Origin of the sequence: Marininema halotolerans (assembly GCF_900116235.1) — a bacterium.
In the GTDB taxonomy this organism is placed as follows: domain Bacteria; phylum Bacillota; class Bacilli; order Thermoactinomycetales; family DSM-45169; genus Marininema; species Marininema halotolerans.
On record NZ_FPAA01000004.1, the window covers coordinates 305,676 to 322,281 of the forward strand.

Annotated in this window: 20 protein-coding genes and 1 pseudogene; 2 read left to right on the forward strand and 19 right to left on the reverse strand. The window is 44.9% G+C overall.

Annotated elements, in window-relative coordinates:
* Window positions 1–214: 214 nt before the first annotated feature.
* The 6 genes and pseudogenes from CHX35_RS07295 to CHX35_RS07320 all read right to left on the reverse strand — a co-directional run bounded on the left by CHX35_RS07295 (window position 215) and on the right by CHX35_RS07320 (window position 7,683).
* The gene (locus tag CHX35_RS07295; RefSeq protein ID WP_091836112.1) at window positions 215–1,765 is read right to left on the reverse strand and encodes a multicopper oxidase family protein; all 1,551 of its coding nucleotides are present in this window, start codon (window positions 1,763–1,765) and stop codon (window positions 215–217) included.
* Between the two features lie 506 nt (window positions 1,766–2,271).
* Window positions 2,272–3,447 carry a pyridoxal phosphate-dependent aminotransferase gene (locus CHX35_RS07300; protein WP_091836113.1) on the reverse strand — a complete coding sequence of 392 codons (1,176 nt, stop codon included), beginning with the start codon at window positions 3,445–3,447 and terminating at the stop codon, window positions 2,272–2,274.
* A gap of 92 nt (window positions 3,448–3,539) precedes the next feature.
* On the reverse strand, window positions 3,540–4,736 hold the full coding sequence (locus CHX35_RS07305) for an acetate/propionate family kinase (RefSeq protein WP_091836115.1): 1,197 nt from the start codon (window positions 4,734–4,736) through the stop codon (window positions 3,540–3,542).
* Window positions 4,733–5,588: pseudogene (locus CHX35_RS07310) on the reverse strand (3-hydroxyacyl-CoA dehydrogenase family protein). The gene CHX35_RS07305 and the pseudogene CHX35_RS07310 overlap by 4 nt, the downstream one beginning before the upstream one ends.
* Window positions 5,589–5,654: 66 nt before the next feature.
* The gene (locus tag CHX35_RS07315) at window positions 5,655–7,160 is read right to left on the reverse strand and encodes an AAA family ATPase (protein WP_091836117.1); all 1,506 of its coding nucleotides are present in this window, start codon (window positions 7,158–7,160) and stop codon (window positions 5,655–5,657) included.
* Window positions 7,153–7,683: a hypothetical protein gene (locus CHX35_RS07320; RefSeq protein ID WP_091836119.1), complete on the reverse strand. Its 531-nt coding sequence runs from the start codon at window positions 7,681–7,683 to the stop codon at window positions 7,153–7,155. The genes CHX35_RS07315 and CHX35_RS07320 overlap by 8 nt, the downstream gene beginning before the upstream one ends.
* 346 nt (window positions 7,684–8,029) lie before the next feature.
* On the opposite strand from CHX35_RS07320, the gene CHX35_RS07325 reads away from it, so the two are divergent.
* The gene (locus CHX35_RS07325; protein WP_091836121.1) at window positions 8,030–8,224 is read left to right on the forward strand and encodes a hypothetical protein; all 195 of its coding nucleotides are present in this window, start codon (window positions 8,030–8,032) and stop codon (window positions 8,222–8,224) included.
* 79 nt (window positions 8,225–8,303) lie between these two features.
* Here the strand turns inward: CHX35_RS07325 and CHX35_RS07330 are convergent, their stop codons facing one another.
* From CHX35_RS07330 to CHX35_RS07345, 5 genes are all read right to left on the reverse strand, one after another.
* Window positions 8,304–9,596: an amidohydrolase family protein gene (locus CHX35_RS07330; protein ID WP_091836123.1), complete on the reverse strand. Its 1,293-nt coding sequence runs from the start codon at window positions 9,594–9,596 to the stop codon at window positions 8,304–8,306.
* A 114-nt stretch (window positions 9,597–9,710) separates the two neighbouring features.
* On the reverse strand, window positions 9,711–10,430 hold the full coding sequence (locus CHX35_RS07335; protein ID WP_091836125.1) for a DUF421 domain-containing protein: 720 nt from the start codon (window positions 10,428–10,430) through the stop codon (window positions 9,711–9,713).
* 230 nt (window positions 10,431–10,660) lie between these two features.
* Window positions 10,661–10,870, reverse strand: a complete 210-nt coding sequence (locus CHX35_RS17235) for a hypothetical protein (RefSeq protein ID WP_140413569.1) — start codon at window positions 10,868–10,870, stop codon at window positions 10,661–10,663.
* A 94-nt stretch (window positions 10,871–10,964) separates the two neighbouring features.
* The gene (locus CHX35_RS07340) at window positions 10,965–11,792 is read right to left on the reverse strand and encodes a hypothetical protein (protein ID WP_091836127.1); all 828 of its coding nucleotides are present in this window, start codon (window positions 11,790–11,792) and stop codon (window positions 10,965–10,967) included.
* Window positions 11,793–12,016: 224 nt separating this feature from the next.
* Window positions 12,017–12,832 carry a class I SAM-dependent methyltransferase gene (locus CHX35_RS07345; protein ID WP_176391950.1) on the reverse strand — a complete coding sequence of 272 codons (816 nt, stop codon included), beginning with the start codon at window positions 12,830–12,832 and terminating at the stop codon, window positions 12,017–12,019.
* A gap of 181 nt (window positions 12,833–13,013) precedes the next feature.
* On the opposite strand from CHX35_RS07345, the gene CHX35_RS07350 reads away from it, so the two are divergent.
* On the forward strand, window positions 13,014–13,295 hold the full coding sequence (locus CHX35_RS07350; RefSeq protein ID WP_091836130.1) for a hypothetical protein: 282 nt from the start codon (window positions 13,014–13,016) through the stop codon (window positions 13,293–13,295).
* 112 nt (window positions 13,296–13,407) lie between these two features.
* Here the strand turns inward: CHX35_RS07350 and CHX35_RS07355 are convergent, their stop codons facing one another.
* The 8 genes from CHX35_RS07355 to CHX35_RS07390 form a co-directional block, all read right to left on the reverse strand.
* Window positions 13,408–13,665, reverse strand: coding sequence for a hypothetical protein (locus CHX35_RS07355; RefSeq protein ID WP_091836132.1), 258 nt, complete (start codon window positions 13,663–13,665; stop codon window positions 13,408–13,410).
* Between the two features lie 107 nt (window positions 13,666–13,772).
* Window positions 13,773–14,051, reverse strand: a complete 279-nt coding sequence (locus CHX35_RS07360; protein ID WP_091836134.1) for a hypothetical protein — start codon at window positions 14,049–14,051, stop codon at window positions 13,773–13,775.
* A 119-nt stretch (window positions 14,052–14,170) separates the two neighbouring features.
* Window positions 14,171–14,419: a hypothetical protein gene (locus CHX35_RS07365; protein ID WP_091836136.1), complete on the reverse strand. Its 249-nt coding sequence runs from the start codon at window positions 14,417–14,419 to the stop codon at window positions 14,171–14,173.
* Between the two features lie 124 nt (window positions 14,420–14,543).
* Complete coding sequence (locus CHX35_RS07370) at window positions 14,544–14,804, reverse strand: hypothetical protein (protein ID WP_091836137.1); 261 nt, start codon at window positions 14,802–14,804, stop codon at window positions 14,544–14,546.
* Window positions 14,805–14,930: 126 nt separating this feature from the next.
* Window positions 14,931–15,179 carry a hypothetical protein gene (locus tag CHX35_RS07375; RefSeq protein WP_091836139.1) on the reverse strand — a complete coding sequence of 83 codons (249 nt, stop codon included), beginning with the start codon at window positions 15,177–15,179 and terminating at the stop codon, window positions 14,931–14,933.
* 127 nt (window positions 15,180–15,306) lie between these two features.
* Window positions 15,307–15,543, reverse strand: a complete 237-nt coding sequence (locus tag CHX35_RS07380) for a hypothetical protein (RefSeq protein WP_091836141.1) — start codon at window positions 15,541–15,543, stop codon at window positions 15,307–15,309.
* Between the two features lie 124 nt (window positions 15,544–15,667).
* Window positions 15,668–15,904, reverse strand: coding sequence for a hypothetical protein (locus CHX35_RS07385; RefSeq protein WP_091836142.1), 237 nt, complete (start codon window positions 15,902–15,904; stop codon window positions 15,668–15,670).
* A 126-nt stretch (window positions 15,905–16,030) separates the two neighbouring features.
* Window positions 16,031–16,264, reverse strand: coding sequence for a hypothetical protein (locus tag CHX35_RS07390; RefSeq protein ID WP_091836144.1), 234 nt, complete (start codon window positions 16,262–16,264; stop codon window positions 16,031–16,033).
* Between the last annotated feature and the right edge of the window lie 342 nt (window positions 16,265–16,606).

Below are 16,606 nucleotides of genomic sequence, written 5' to 3' on the forward strand. Positions count from 1 at the left end.
ATCAATTAAGAAGCTATCTGCGGGTTACGATCAGATAGCTTCTTAATTGATATTTCCATCATTTGGGAAAATTACGTTTGGTGACATGGTTGCTGGTTCTACCCCTGGAAGAATTTTTCTTCTAAAACGGGATATCAATACTTGTTGAGCAAATGAGCCATATGATAGAATATGGCTCGCTTTGTGAAATAAGGCTTTTGTACAATACATAGAGCTATTCCTCATCTTCATCCACCACTTCAAAAGGACGCATCATTTCATAGTCTTCATGCTCTAAGATATGACAATGATATACATACAATCCACTAAAAGGTCCAAATCGTGCGATGACGGCCGTTACTTCATCAGGGTTTGCTCTTACCGTATCTTTGAATCCTCTTTCATTAGGATCAGGTGGAATTCGCCCAGAAGTAAATTCTAGCTCGCCTGTTCCCTCGAAGAGTTCCACATCAAATTTTTGTCTATATAGGATCTGGAATTGAACTAGATGAATATGCATCGGATGTGTATCCTCAGTAAGGTTGATGAAGCGCCATATTTCAATTGTATTAAGTTCCGGTGTTTCTGTGATAGGCTTCTTGTCAAATGGAGTATTATTCAACAAAAGTAGTAACCTTCCAAACTGGTCTAAGGTTTCATCTAATGTGATGTCTCGAATTCTTACTGCTTCCGATTCTTTGAAGAACTTAAATTTACTTAATTGGTTAGGGATTTCGCTTTTATCTTTTCTGGAAAGAGGCAGAGTTACTCGGAATTGCATGATAACGCTTGTATTATTATTGACTGGATCTCCATCTGGAAATGGAGAATTAGCATTATTGGTAAGTGTGATGCTCTTTCCTTTGAACTGAGAAAAATCAAGGATGACATCAGCTCGTTCCGCGGGTCCTAGGATAAGTTGTTCCACTTTCACAGGTTTCTTAAGTAACCCGCCATCAGTACCAATTTGGATAAATGGTTGACCTGAGGTTAACCTCATGCTGAGAAACCTAGAGTTACATATATTTACTATTCTGAAACGATACTTGCGAGGCTCCACATCAAGGAAGGGATATAGTTTTCCATTCACAGACATGAATTCACCAAAGAATTCAGGAACAACGGATGGTACAATTCCGGACGGATTTGGATCAGGTTGATCTGGATAGAAGAGGGTTCCATCTGGATTTAAGGATAGATCATGGATATTAATAGGCAATTCGAATTTTCCTTTTGGTAGGTTGAGTTTATCCTCTTCTTTCCCCCTGATGAAGTACGTTCCAAACAATCCCGCATAAACATTCAGTCTAGTAATTGCAAATGTATGGTCATGATACATAAGCCCTGTGGGTCTTTGATTATTGTCGTATTGGAAAACATCAGTAACAAATTCGGGACCTACAAATTCAAGGTCTCTGGAATACCAAGCGGTAGGGTATCCATCAAATTCAGGCCTCGTCTTACCACCATGGAGATGGACAATGGAAATCCCCGTTGGTACTTTCTGCTGTTCGGGAGGAAGTATAGTCGTATCAACAGGGAGAAATTGATCCCTTGGAAGTTGGTTAATCCAATGGACTTCCACACGTTCATTTTTCCTCACTTCGAAAGTAGGTCCTGGATATATGCCATTGTATCCCCAAATGATGGCAGGGGGAAGGGACTTATCGAACTTATGCCGCCCCTCACGCATGGTCACCTTATAGGATGTAAGTGATTTTGTTTTATTAAAGGGTTTAATCAGAGGGGGAACAGGCAATGGATTGACAAACTTCTTCATTTTCATATGTCCATCTCCTCCGTTCAATAACATTATTTCACAGTATATTCACCTCTACATGTACAATATTACGATAACATGAGTGTTGATTAACCATAAAATACATTTTTAACATGTAGTGACCAATCTTATGAAGGTTTCAGCAGAAGAAATTGCTAAAGCTACAATACTGTCCAAAAAAGACCTCAGATGACGATAACAGATATCGTCCCCTGAAGTCTTTTTTGGGGTTACTCGTTAGTCAAGCACTGATTTCTGGATTGACCCATTAATTTATATATGAATTAAAATATTGACTAGTTTCCCAAAAGGATCTCTACCATAAAAACCCCGAACCCCGTATTTTCTCGTAAAAGTGTTTTGCTTTGGAAGTGTCCTACGTTTCAATATTTGCAACAATTCGCTTGATTTTCAATTCTACACCCCCATGGTATTTTGAATGTTAGTTTTCTCGTTTGACTCACACAAAAAAGGCCAGACCTTCATTACGAAGGCCTGGCCTTTTTTGTATTTTATCGGTGAATGAATCGTTGGATTCGATCACATGCTTCCTGAAGTTGATCCAATGAGGTGGCATAGGAGAGGCGAACGTGGTCAGGGGAGCCAAAAGCTGACCCAGGGACCATCGCTACCTTCTCTTCCTCCAATAAGCCTTTCACCCAAGCATCTGCTGATTCAAAGCCACCTTGTTTAGCCGCTTCGGTTACATTTGCAAATACATAAAAGGCACCTTTCGGGGTATCACAGGAGATTCCAGTCATCGCTTGCAAACGATTCACCAGATAGTCGCGCCGTTCTTTGAAAGCAAAAAGCATTTTTTTGACAGGCTCTTGGGAGCCTTCTAAGGCCTCTAATGCTGCATATTGGGCAACGGATGTGGGGTTAGAAGTGCTGTGACTTGAAAGGCTCGTCATTCCTTTAATAATGCGAGCATCTCCTGCAGCATAACCAATGCGCCAACCTGTCATGGCGTAGGTTTTGGATACCCCATTAATAATGATGGTATTCGCCTTTAGCTCAGGGCTTAAGGAGGCGATACTACTATGTTTGTCATCCCCATAGATGAGGTGCTCATAAATTTCATCCGAAACAATCACGAGATCATGCTCGAGACAGATCGCGCCCAGTGCTTCGAGTTCCATCCGATCATACATCGCACCGGTGGGATTGGATGGACTATTTAGGAGGAAAGCCGTGGTTTTATCCGTTACGGCTTCTTTTAGCTGTTCGGGTGTCACTTTAAAGCCGTTCTCTTCTTTCCCATCAATGACGACGGGAACGCCTCCAGCAAGCTTCACTTGTTCAATGTAGCTGACCCAATAGGGGGCTGGAATGATCACTTCATCCCCTTCATCCAAAATCACTTGGAAAAGGTTATATAACGCATGCTTTGCCCCAACGGTAACTATAATCTCATTGGGTTGATAAGAAAGGCCATTATCCCGCTCAAACTTTTTAATAATCGCTTCCTTTAATTCTGTGATCCCACCTGCAGGTGTATACTTCGTATGACCTGCGTGCATGGATGCAATAGCCGCTTCCAAGATGGAATCGGGTGTATTAAAGTCAGGTTCCCCTGCCCCAAGGACAATCACATCATGTCCCTGTTTTTTTAGCTCATTCGCAGTGGACGTAATTTCAATCGTTTTCGATGGCATTAAGCTTTGTACCCGATGAGACAATTTCATGGACTTGTGTTACCCCTCTCATAAACAACTATCTTCATGGATTACGGTCATTGTAACATAAGACCTGCAGACGATGGGGATTCCTAACGGGATCAATCGATGAAGCGATAGGTTTCTCTTGCGATCATCAATTCTTCATCTGTCGGTATGACAAGGATCTTCACCTTTGAATCTCCTCGACTGATCACTTGCGAATGGGAAGAAAGCATTGCGTTTTTTTCTTCATCCAATTGAATCCCGAGATAAGAGAGCTTTTTCAGTGTCCATTCGCGAACAACCGAAGCATTCTCCCCCACTCCCGCTGTGAAAATAATCCCATCTACTCCATCCATCGTTGCGACATAGGCACCAATCTGCTTACGGAGGCGATATGTATACATCTCTAAGGCCAGACGGGCGGATTTATCGCCTGCAAAAGCTTCCTCTGTAATCTCCCGCATATCACTGGAGATACCAGAGACGCCGATAAGGCCACTATGTTTATTCATCATGGAAGTAACTTCCCCGAGTGTTAGCTCCTCCTTCGCCATCACAAAGGGCACAATCGCGGGATCAATATCCCCACACCGTGTGCCCATCATCAGCCCTTCAAGTGGCGTCAACCCCATGCTGGTATCGATGGATTTTCCATATTCTACGGCGGCACAACTTGCACCATTGCCAATATGACAGGAGATTAGTTTTAACTCTTCAAGGGGTCTTCCAAGAAGTTTCGCCGCTTGATCACAAACATATTGATGTGAAGTTCCATGAAAGCCATATCGTCTGACTTTGTATTTTTTGTAAAGGATTTGGGGTAACGCGTACATATATGCATAGAGTGGCATCGTCTGGTGAAACGCCGTATCAAATACAGCAACATGAAGCGCATGGGGAAGATGGTGACGGGCGGCATCAATTCCTAGGAGGTTCGGTGGATTATGAAGGGGGGCTAATTCCACATTCTTACGAATCGAGGCAATGACGTGTTCATCAATGACCACCGATTGGGAAAAATCCTCCCCCCCATGGACAACCCGATGCCCCACCGCCTTGACCTCATCAATGGATTGTAATACCCCCTGTTGGGGGTCTGTCAGCAAAGAAAGAACACGGTTCATTCCTTGTTGATGATCAAGAATCTCCGCTGTAACAATTAAGGGTTCAATATCTACCCCTTGATGTTTTAAGATGGATTGTTCCGATCCGATCCGTTCGACAAGTCCATGAGCAAGCACTTTTTCAGCATTCATCGTATAAAGTTGATACTTAATTGAGGAACTCCCGCAATTGATCACTAGGATCTTCAACGTCTTTCTTCCTCCCTGTTCAAACGATCGCCATCCTCATCATAATGAAAAAAACCTTCCCTGGTTTTTACCCCAAGATGTCCAGCCCGAACCATCTTCTTAAGAAGGGGTGCAGGACGAAACTTGGCATCTCCGTATTCCCGAAAGAGACGTTCGAGAGACGCTAAAACCGAATCCAACCCAAATCGATCAGCCATCTCCAAAGGCCCATAGGGAAATTGATAGCCACGCTTCATGGCAAAATCAATATCATCCTTAGAAGCCACTCCTTCCATTAGCGTGTAAAGGGCCTCATTAATTAAAATAACAATTAAACGGGTCGTAACAAATCCTGGGGATTCATTCATCAACCTCCACGAAGGTTAAATCAATGGTCTTTAGGAAATCTTGGGCATGTTGAATCGTTTCTGAACTGGTCTGTAATCCACGTACAATCTCCACCAGATCCACCTGGGCACTCGAGTGAATAAAATGCAGACCGATCACTCGGTCTGCGCGTTTGGTCACTGCCGCAAGTTCAGTCACACTGAGCGTCGAAGTATTACTCGTAAGAATCGTATAGGGTGGACAGAGACGGTCACAGCGTTTGAAGACCTCTTTCTTGGCCTCCAAATCTTCTGTGACCGTCTCGATGACTAGATCTACTTTTGCCAGCTCATTAAGTGTCGCAGTAAATGTGATTCGTCCCAGAATGAGCTTTTTTTCAGCCTGTGTGATTCCCCATTTTGCGAGTTGCTTATTTAAACGAAGGTCCATCTGATGCTGGGTCAATTGTACAAGTGCTTCCGTTTGTTCAATCAGGATGACGTCGATCCCCTTCTTCGCTAGCATTTCAGCAATTCCTTGTCCCATCGTTCCACCACCATAGACAGCCACCCGTTGAATATCTCGCACTGGGGGATCTCCTTCCACTTTCTATCAACTACTGATGGTGACAGCGTCCTTTGCGTATCTTTTTAACAACATCCGGAATTGTTCACCAGACAGTAGCTCTTCTTTAAGCAGGACATCGAGTGCCTTTTCAAATACCGTTGCATATTGGTTGAGTAATTGAACGGTTTCTTGATAAAGGGTTTTAAGAATCTTTGTGGACTCATGATGCAACATGTCTTTTCCGATTAATTTCATATCGATAATACCCAGGTCTGACAAACCGGCTTCAATTAATGTCCGTGTATAGCGATTCGCCTGTACATAATCATTTTGTGCACCGGTGGAGCGGTTCCCATAAACTTTTTCCTCGGCTGCCGCTCCGGCTAGGCAGATCATAATCTGTCCTTCAATCTGCTTTTTGGTATATAGATACTGATCCTGACCGGGATGATGACGAACATACCCTAACGCTTGGCCTCGAGGGGCTAAGGAAACTTGGGAGACTGATTCGGGCCGGACCCATTCGGATACAATCGCGTGCCCCAGTTCGTGTATGGCAACTCGTTCGCGTTCTTCCTGTGTCGCCTCACGATCGGTTTTTTCCCCCATCATCACTTTGTCAATGGCTTGGGAGAGGTGCATTTGCTGAATAACACCATTCCCCTCCCGCATCGCATAAATCGCCGCCTCATTCGTTAGGCTCTCCAACTGCGCTCCTGAGAAACCAAAGGTCTCCGTAGCAATCTGTTCGATTTCAACATCCTCAGCAAGGGGCTTATTCTCCGTATGCAATCCCAGGATCATGTGGCGAGCCTTTTTATCAGGAAGATCCACAGAAATGTGCCGATCAAAACGTCCAGGTCGCAAAAGTGCAGAATCCAACATATCTTTTCGGTTGGTAGCCGCTACAACTAATATTTGAACCTCTTGATCCGTTGTAATTCCATCCATCTCAGTCAAAAGTTGATTCAACGTCTGATCATATTCACGATGTTGAGAACCCTCACGCTGGCCCCCAATCACATCAATCTCATCAATAAAGATGATTGCGCTATTTTTGTTGCTTTTCTTCGCACCGGTACGTGCTTCCTGAAAAAGCTCACGAATTCGTTGGGCACCCACTCCAACATACATCTCGACAAACTCACTCCCCGATGTCGTAACAAATACAGAATCGGTATAGTGAGCCGCTGCTTTGGCCATGAGGGTTTTTCCTGTACCAGGAGGTCCAGAAAGAAGAATTCCTTTGATGGGTCGAATGCCATAATCACGAAGCTTATTGCGATGGATGAGAAAATCCAGTGCCTCTTTTAATTCCGCCTTGGAACGTTGCTGACCTCCAATATTTTCAAAGGACAAGTTCGGTACAGAATCCTTCTTGAGTGTGCGCTTCTTCTGGCCAAAGGCAGGACTACCTGGACGAGCCCGAAATAACCACCACCCCATGATCCCGATGCCTACGACTGCAAATAATGGCAAAGGACTAACTCCTAGATATAAAAGAAATAATAACAACGCAGGCGTGGCACCAATTGCGATGGCTTTACCCATTATCTTTCACCCCACTTTCCTGTTTATTCAAGGGTAGGACGCGATAAAGGTGTAAATCGTCCTTTTTTAGTTCGAGATAGACAAAATTTTTATCCATAAATACCGTGGCATCAAAATGATGTGCCTTTGCTTCTTCAGAAACCGTCTGCGGTATCTTTGTATATTGCTTGAGCGCAATGCCCTCTTGTATGCCAAAATTTATTCGATTCCATGCATCAAGTAATTCTCCCTCAGCATCATGTTTTATTAAAATGGACATGTCTCTTCCATGAGCCAATTTGTTTAGCTTCTTTTGTAGCGGAATATAGTCTTTGCTGAGAGAAAATCCATGATCTGGCGTCAAGTGAACCGTAATGTGATTCGGAGATGTTTCAACCTCATAGGTCTTGATATGGGAAGCCTCTGTAAGTGTCTCCTGCATCGGGGTTTCAATTTGGATCTTTTGATAAGCATAAAATCCCCCAAATAAGAGCAAGAGGCTGACAACCAGAGTCGCGGCAATAACGGGCCAACGGTTCTGCATACTGCCACGCCTCCTTTCTACATCGCTGATATGTCAATCTTTGTATAAAAACAGTATATCACAAAAGATATATCCATCGTGTTAAGGATAAAATAGGAAGAAGAACCAATGCAAATTTTCTCCCCTTATTTTCGCGCTAGTCCTGGATAATTCCTTGTTAAATACGAAATAATCTGATAAGTGAGCAGACCTTTTCTATCCAGTGTACTTAGGGAGATATTCCATTATCACCCGGATCACAGGAAGACCCCTCTTACCAAGGGTAGAGGGGTTATACAGTGAAAATGTGGTTCGGTTATCGGATGGGGCGCAGGTGATAATAAACGTACGCAAGGAGGTGAGTCACATGAACACTTCCACTTCCTCCAACTGGTTGATTCCCCATTTAGAAAGTCATTTTTCAGGTGAAGAACTGGAGCAGATCCTCCAACGTCTACATGCTGAATCTTGGGCATCTCCCTCGGAAAGAAGGCAGTGGTGGTCTTCGGAATCCATGGAAATCCCATTACGGTTTCATTTGGAGCTGGATATGGAAGTTTGATGTAGTCTTATTGTAACTTATTTTCTCCTGCCTATACCTCTCACGTTTATTTTCCCTGCTTTAGGAAGTGGGGTTTTTCTTATGGAGCGACGGCTTGAAATGTGCGATCCGTTTCAAAAAGTATCCGTTCTTCGTCAATCGTTAATAACTCTTGATTCCTCATCAAGGCACGCCCATCTACGTACACATCTTGAATGTCCGCACGCGAGGCAGAATATACCAAGAGGGACACAAGATCATGCATCGGACGCAGATGTGGCCGATTCATATCCAGTGTGATAAAATCCGCTTTTTTCCCCACTTCGAGGGTACCAATTTCTTGATCAAGAAAAAGGGCCTCGGCACCATAACAGGTTCCCATTTTTAAAGCTGTAAAAGCAGGTACTGCCTCGGGATCTTGGGTATTCCCCTTGTGGATCAATGATGCTAATCGAACTTCCTCCATAATATCGAGATTATTATTGCTAGCCGCTCCATCAGTCCCTAGGGATGGACGTAAGCCCTTTGCCAACATGAGGGGAATGGGTGCAATCCCACTGCCTAGTTTCAAATTACTTCCTGGATTATGAGAAATCTTCACATCATATTGTAGCAAGATTTCTAATTCTTCCTCCGTTACATGGACGGCATGAGCCACGAGGGTGGGACGCTTAAATACCCCAAGGACTTCAAGGTGCTTTACGGGTCGAATGCCATATGTATCGACATGCCTTTGTACCTCCCCCTTTGTCTCCGATAAATGAATATGAATGGGGAGATTTAAACGGGTTGCTTCAGTAACAATTTCTTCAATATAATCAGGGGGGCAGGTATAGGGTGCATGGGGAGACATCATCGTTGTGATCCGGCCATCCGCTTGTCCATGCCAATCCTTTGCAAACTGAACCGCTTCTTTTCGTTTCCAGTCACGCTCTTCCTGTGAACCAAGGCCAATGACGCCTCGACAGAGGCTGGCTCGTAATCCACTGGTTTCGACCACCTTTGCCACTTCATCCATATGATCATACATATCTGTAAAACAAGTGGTTCCACACCGGATCATTTCTGCTACGGCAAGTTGAGTTCCCCAATGAACTTGCTCTGCACCAAAACGTGCTTCAATTGGCCACATATATTGTTCTAACCAGGTTTGCAAAGGAAGATCATCTGCAAAACTTCGTAGCAGGGTCATTGCTGCATGCCCATGAGTATTAACCCAGCCAGGCAACATCAGCCTTCCTTGTAAATCGACAATTTCGTCTGCTATGGGGGCTTCTTCCATCGGACCGATCCATGCAATGCGTTGGTCTTCAACCAACATCGCATGGGCTTCTAAAGGCTCTTCCTCTGCAGTCATCGTTAGGATACGGGTATGGGTGAACAGTCGTTTCATTTTCTCCCGGTCTCCTTTCACGCTGTCAAAAATGGGATTATTTTCACATTTTTACGATAACGCAAAGAAATGCCGGTTACAAGCAGGAATTAAAGGCGTCCACCCCTATAAAGATCACGGGTGACCCACCTTTGGAGTAACACAGGTAGAATTTTTATCCCCGCGTTTATCAATAAATAAGGAACCATCACTTTGAATCTCCGCAAAGAAAACCTCTTCCAAGGAAAGTGAGTGTTGTTGTAGCTGACGATCTAACCACGCTTGGGACAAACATAGTTCTTGCAAATTTTTTTGCACCACTTCCCCATCCACGATGAGTTCTGTGGGGACATAATTAGGCTGTACAGTTAGGATATGCATATCTTTTTTTGTGATATTTTGCATGTCAATTTTCTTAATCACGGATAACTTGCCATGGGGTTCAAAAATGGCATGATCAACATCTTGAATGGAATGAACATCCTTTTCTCTTAATAACATACTGAGATCGTCCATATTGAGGCGGATTTTGGCCATCGCATCTTCTAATATTTGACCATGTTGAATCACGATAGTCGGTTCACCATCCAGAATGATTCGGGCCCTCCATGATTTTAGACCGATATATCCCATTAGAACGGATAAAGCGGTCCAGACAACGAGGCTGGTTAACCCTGAGTAAAAAGGAATGGACGGATCTAAGGTGATATTGGCCGCGACGGAACCAATGGTGATCCCCGTAATGTAATTAAAAAAGGTTAGGTGACTCATCTGTTTCTTCCCTAGCCAACGTGCCATGATTAATAAAACCATAAAGGAGATGACGGTTCTCGTTAAAATGTGTAGTAATTCCATGGTTTTCCTCGAGAGTGGTTAGTTTGTTTGTATTGCAAACATGTTTATATTAACTGAGTAATGACTGTTTATTTTAGGCTTTCCCATTCATCATCAAAACTTTCTCGCACCGTACTACACAGGAGACAGAACTCCTTCTTGCAACAAAAAGGAGATGGGTGAAGCGATTGTGTCACTTCACCCATCTCCTTCAAACACATGCTATATTCAACTGACCCTAATGGATCGAGTTATAGGCGGATAATCGCCGTTACCCTTGAACCAGGAATTACAAGCAGTCTGCCATTGGGTCTGCGGAGAATGACAACTCTTGGTGAGATCAAAACGATTGTTCCTACCCGAACGCGCTTTGCCCCAGAGGCTGTGGTGTGAATCACTGCCACGCGATGGCCATAAATGTTCGCTGACAGATTTTGATCAGCGTTGGTCACGCAATTCAATCCTTTCCTCTTTCTTGTTGTTATCATATGCAAGAGGAGAGGATCATGTGATGGGCAAAGCAATCAAATAAAAGGAGTTCTCATCCCCTAGTTGTTACTCCTCTACCATCGCAATTAAAAAACACGATCCACGATAGTACTTAGAGGTATTACTCGTAAATTGATGTCCAGGAGCTGGCTCTGCGATATACACCGTATTATTCCCTGTTCCTGTGAATGGAACTAATATCACCATGGGTTGCAGTGCCGGATTTCCTGGTGGAACCACCGAGGGCAAAGGCATAATCATATCATCATTAACAAAATCATTTGGTGGGGGCGGTGGTGTCGGTGGAGGTTCTACCGGGGTGACTGGGACGACCCCAAGGGTAAAGAGGCAATCGCTTAATTCTCCATCCTGTCCCAGTCGTTGAAAGGAAAGCGCAATTCTTGATTGACCCATCCTCGCATAGGGTGCTGCAGTAAAGGTATGATCAGTCAACGTGGAAGTGGGATCTTGTAAGCAAAGGGTGAATGTAAGTAGATCCCCTCTTCTTAATCGTTGATCCCCTCTACCACCAGCCTGGCGATTAAAGGCCACCAAATACTGAAAACGACCGCACCCCCCAGAATTGTGGTCAAATCCATCCGGTGGAGGTCCTGAGCTGTCTTCAAAAAGCCAGGAAGCGGGAACTGGATCCCCTCCTGCAGGTGTATACGTTGCTGCAACCAAACGAAGTTGATTCTGGGTCGAATCTAAATCAGCCAGGTTAAACAACAGTTGATCAATCAGGGGGTCAGGGTTATCTGTAGACAAAGGGGTTTCATTGATTAGACGAAAAGTCGCACATTGACCATCTGGGGATAGATTTACATGAATACTTGCCGCCAGGAAAATCCCCGTTCCCGGACCAGGTCCTTGTAGGATTGCCTTAATATCCATCGGATCATCCCTTTATTCTGTTCTCCCAGAAATTGCCTGCATTATTCGAATCATGCCCCCTCTTGCATGGGAGCCATGAATCCATTCAATTTATCCTATGCAGGAGTGAAAATAAGAAACCATCAAAAAAAGTGCTATTGGCACCCCAGTGAAAAACGCATAATTAGCGCCAAAAATCCCGGAACCTGAATCAGGACCGGGATCCTATTCGGGATCCTTCCGCTTTACTCAAATCGATAAAGAAAGAGTCGAGTCATCTTTTTCAGCCAAGGGACTTTTTGAAAAAGGAGAAAAACTTGTTGGGCATCCTGGGGCAGTTGCCTAATCTCTGGCGCCTCAAATAGGTTGAGCTGCTTCATCAGATGAAAACGTGGAACCCACTCTTCAATAATCTCTGGTTTTTTTAAAGCCCAGTGAAACGTAGCCCCCGTCGTCCGGGTCATCTTACGAAACTTCGCCCAACGTGTCGCGAAAGGATTGAGCGCATCAAAGGCTACTTGCCCCGTAGAGAAACGATCGGACAATCGTTGAAAAAGGTCATATACCTCCTGTTTGTGAAGATACATGGTAAGCCCCTCCGCAATAATCAGCACTGGGTTTTCGGTTGGAATTTGGGAAAGCCATTCGGGGTCAACCACCGATGAACCGATCATATGATAATGGCTTCGCTCTTCGTAAAACTGTCGTCGTAGCTCGATCACCTCTGGGTAATCAATATCGTACCACGCTACCGTATCTGATACCTGTACCCGATTGATACGACTATCCAGTCCACAAGCTAGATGAATCACCGTCGCTTTAGGGTGATCCGATAAAAATTCCTTGGTCCACTGGTCGAGATACTTTGCCCGAATCGCAATCGTTACAGTGTCTCCACGATAGATAGTCAATTTACTAAAATCATAATCAATCTTCTCAATAATGTCCTCCGCATCATGATCCTTTATAATTGGCTCTTGTTTGCGACTCTCCTGCGCCCTACCATATAGGGTCATCAACAGCATTTCTTTTTCCTTGGTAAGACGGATCTTCTCATTCATCATGCCCATCCTCCATTTACCGAAAAATACCTACTCCCATTAGTATATCGTGAACAGGAAGGAAGAATTAGCCAACTACAGCTTTTTATCGCCCAATTTGGGCGGGACATACGTCATGGGGATCTTTCTTTTCATATGTATAACCTAACGTCAATGGTAAACCCCTTAAGGAGGCTCTTTTATGTCCTATCATGTTCCTTACCCTGTCGAGAACTCATTCCCTCATCAACCCTTTCCACAATCACAAGCTCCACAAAATATCTCCTCGCCATCTGCTCCTTCGATCAAAACCTATGATCCAGCCTTTGATGGATTTGATGGCAATGTAGAAATTCTTAGCGAATCCCAGGCCCATACCAACTGGTATGTATGGGGTGCTTATTGGAACACTCCCTTTTGGGGTGGCCCCTTTCGGCCCTTTGCACCCTTCGGTCCTTTTGGCCCCTATCAAAGATGGTGGTAACTCATCCTCCCTCTGTTATGAGGGATTTTTTTATGGGTTTGAAATCATATCAATCGTACTCCATAAACAAAAAGTCCAAGGGATCCATATCCCTTGGACTTTTCTCTATTATTTACTCAGCATCGACTGCGGGCGCAGGTGCTGTTGCGGGCGTCGCTCCTATTGACAAGTTGATCACGGCGATAATATTTGCCGTGGGGATCACCGCAAATCGAGGGCGGGCTGCTCTCGCTGCTCTGCGGAGGATAATCACACGTGCATTCCAACGAAGAACCGTTCCCGTGCGTACTCTACGAGCGCCTCTTAGCGTAGTAAATACAACCGTCACACGCTCACCGACAATGGATCCTGCTTGTTGTGCTTCTACCATACAATCACTCCTTTCAACCTTGCTAGTATAGTATATGAAGGAGTGATAGAGTCGTGTCGGCATGAGAGTATAAAGCCATGGGTATTATACCCATGGCTTTATACAAGTTAATCCGCTTCGACTGCTGGTGCAGGGGCTGGCGCTCCTGGAAATCCTCCAGGTGCCTCTGGTTCCGAATGAATAACCGCAATAATGTTTACCGTGGGGATCACAGCAAATCGAGGGCGGGCTGCTCTAATCGCTCTGCGGAGGATAATCACACGTGCATTCCAACGGAGAACCGTTCCCGTGCGTACTCTACGAACGCCTCTTAGCGTAGTATATACAACCGTTACACGATGACCAATGATGGTACCGCGTGGTGGGAATTGTTGTGCTTCTGCCATACAATCAACTCCTTTACACTTGCTAGTTTATTATATGAAGAATTGATAGATTGGTGTCGGCACGATCCGTAGCAGCTTTAAGTTAAAAACCAAGGGTTAACCCTTAGTTTGGATCGACTTTAGTTATCAGCTGCGGGAGCTGGACCCTCTCCCTGGGGGAGGGGTGACAATTGAACCACGGCAATGATTCTTGCAGTGGGGATGACAGCTTCCAGGCGTCGGTGTCCGTTTGTAAGAACAATCACCCTAGCCCCAAAACGGGCAACCGTCCCCGTGCGTACTCTACGAGCGCCTCTTAGCGTAGTATATACAACCGTCACTTGATGACCGATGATGGTAGGCCGTGGGAATTGTTGTGCTTCTACCATACATTCACTCCTTTCATCTTACTAGTTATAGTATATGAGGGATTAATAGAGTGGTGTCGGCACGATCCGTAGTAGCTTTAAAGTAAAAAACCAAGAGTCACCCCTTAGTTTGGATCGACTTCAGTTAATCAGCCGCAGGGGCTGGAGCGACTCCTTGGGGTAGCGGTGACAATTGGACCACGGCAATGATTCTTGCAGTGGCGATTACTTCGAGTACGTTCTTTGTAGCGACCCCATCACTTGTCGATGGGGGTCTGTGAAGAACTATTACTCTGGCATTCCAACGGAGAACCTCCCCCGTGCGTACTCTACGAACGCCTCTTAGCGTAGTAAATACAACCGTCACTCGATGACCGACAATGGTTTCTTGTTGTGCTTCTACCATACAATCAACTCCTTTCAACTTGCTAGTTATAGTATATGTAGCATTGATAGAGCGGTGTCGGCACGATCCATATCACCTTTATAAGTAAAAAACCAAGAGTTACCCCTTGGTTTGGATCGGTTTTAGTTAATCAGCCGCAGGGGCTGGAGCCACTCCTTGGGGTAGTGGTGACAATTGAACCACGGCGATGAGTCTTGCCGTTGGGATGACAGCTTGCAGGAATCTGTGTCCGTTTGTAAGAACAATCACCCTAGGGCCAAAGCGAACAACTGTCCCCGTACGTACTCTACGAGCGCCAAGAACTGTGGTGTAAATCACGGTTACACGATGACCGATAATGCTAGCGGCCGGGGGTCTTTGTTGTGCTTCTACCATTCCATCACTCCTTTCAACTTGCTAGTTATAGTATATGAGGAATTGATAGAGTGGTGTCGGCACGAATCCATATCACCTTTATAAGTAAAAAACCAAGAGTTACCCCTTGGTTTGGATCGATTATAGGTTAATCAGCCGCAGGGGCTGGAGCCACTCCCTGGGGTAGTGGTGACAATTGAACCACGGCGATGAGTCTTGCCGTTGGGATGACAGCTTGCAGGCGTCTGTGTCCGCTTGTAAGAACAATCACCCTAGCCCCAAAACGGACAACCGTCCCCGTGCGTACTCTGCGTGCGCCTCTTAGCGTAGTATATACAACCGTCACTCGCTGACCGACAATGGTGTGTTGTTGTGCTTCTACCATACCATCACTCCTTTCAACCTTGCTAGTTATAGTATATGAGGAATTGATAGAGTGGTGTCGGCACGATTGGACATCACCTTTATAAGTAAAAAACCAAGAGTTACCCCTTGGTTTTTTACTTTAGTTAATTAGTTGCGGGGACTGGAGCGACTCCCTGGGGTAGCGGTGACAATTGAACCACAGCGATGATTCTTGCAGTTGGGATGACAGCTTCCAGGAATCTGTGTCCGTTTGTAAGAACAATCACCCTATCCCCAAAGCGAGTAACTGTCCCTGTACGTACTCTACGAACGCCTCTTAGCGTAGTATATACAATCGTCAGACGATGACCGATAACGTCATCTTGCTGTATTTCTACCATACAATCAACTCCTTTACACTCGCTGGTTATAGTATATGAGGGATTGATAGAGTCGTGTCGGCATGATCCACATCACCTTTATAAGTAAAAAACCAAGAGTTAACTCTTGGTTTGAATTGACTATCGTTAATCAACTGCGGGGGCTGGAGCCACTCCCTGAGGGAGCGGTGACAATTGAACCACTGCGATGATTCTTGCTGTTGGGATTACAGCAGCTATTCGCCTATGTCCTAGAACAATCACCCTAGGCCCAAAGCGAGCAACCGTCCCTGTGCGTACTCTACGAGCGCCTCTTAGCGTAGTATATACAACCGTCACTCGATGACCGACAATGGATGAAACTTGTTGTGCTTCTACCATACAATCAACTCCTTTCAACCTTGCTATTTATAGTATATGAAAGGAGTGATAGAGTCGTGTCGGCATGAGAGTATAAAGCCATGGGTTCTTCGTAAACTTTATCGCTTGTCGATGTGGGCCTGTGGATATTATCACACTCTGGCATTCCAACGAAGTACTCTACCAGTACGGACTCTCCTAACACTACGAACATTGAACCTCCCCCACCTACGCTAACGCTAAGAGGTGGGGGATTCTTGGAAGCTCTCATCGACTGACAGGATCAAATCCAAGCTTAAACCGTCGTCCCAACGGCAAGTAATCGAAGTCCTTCTTGCAAAATGTTCTTCGATGCATTGATGT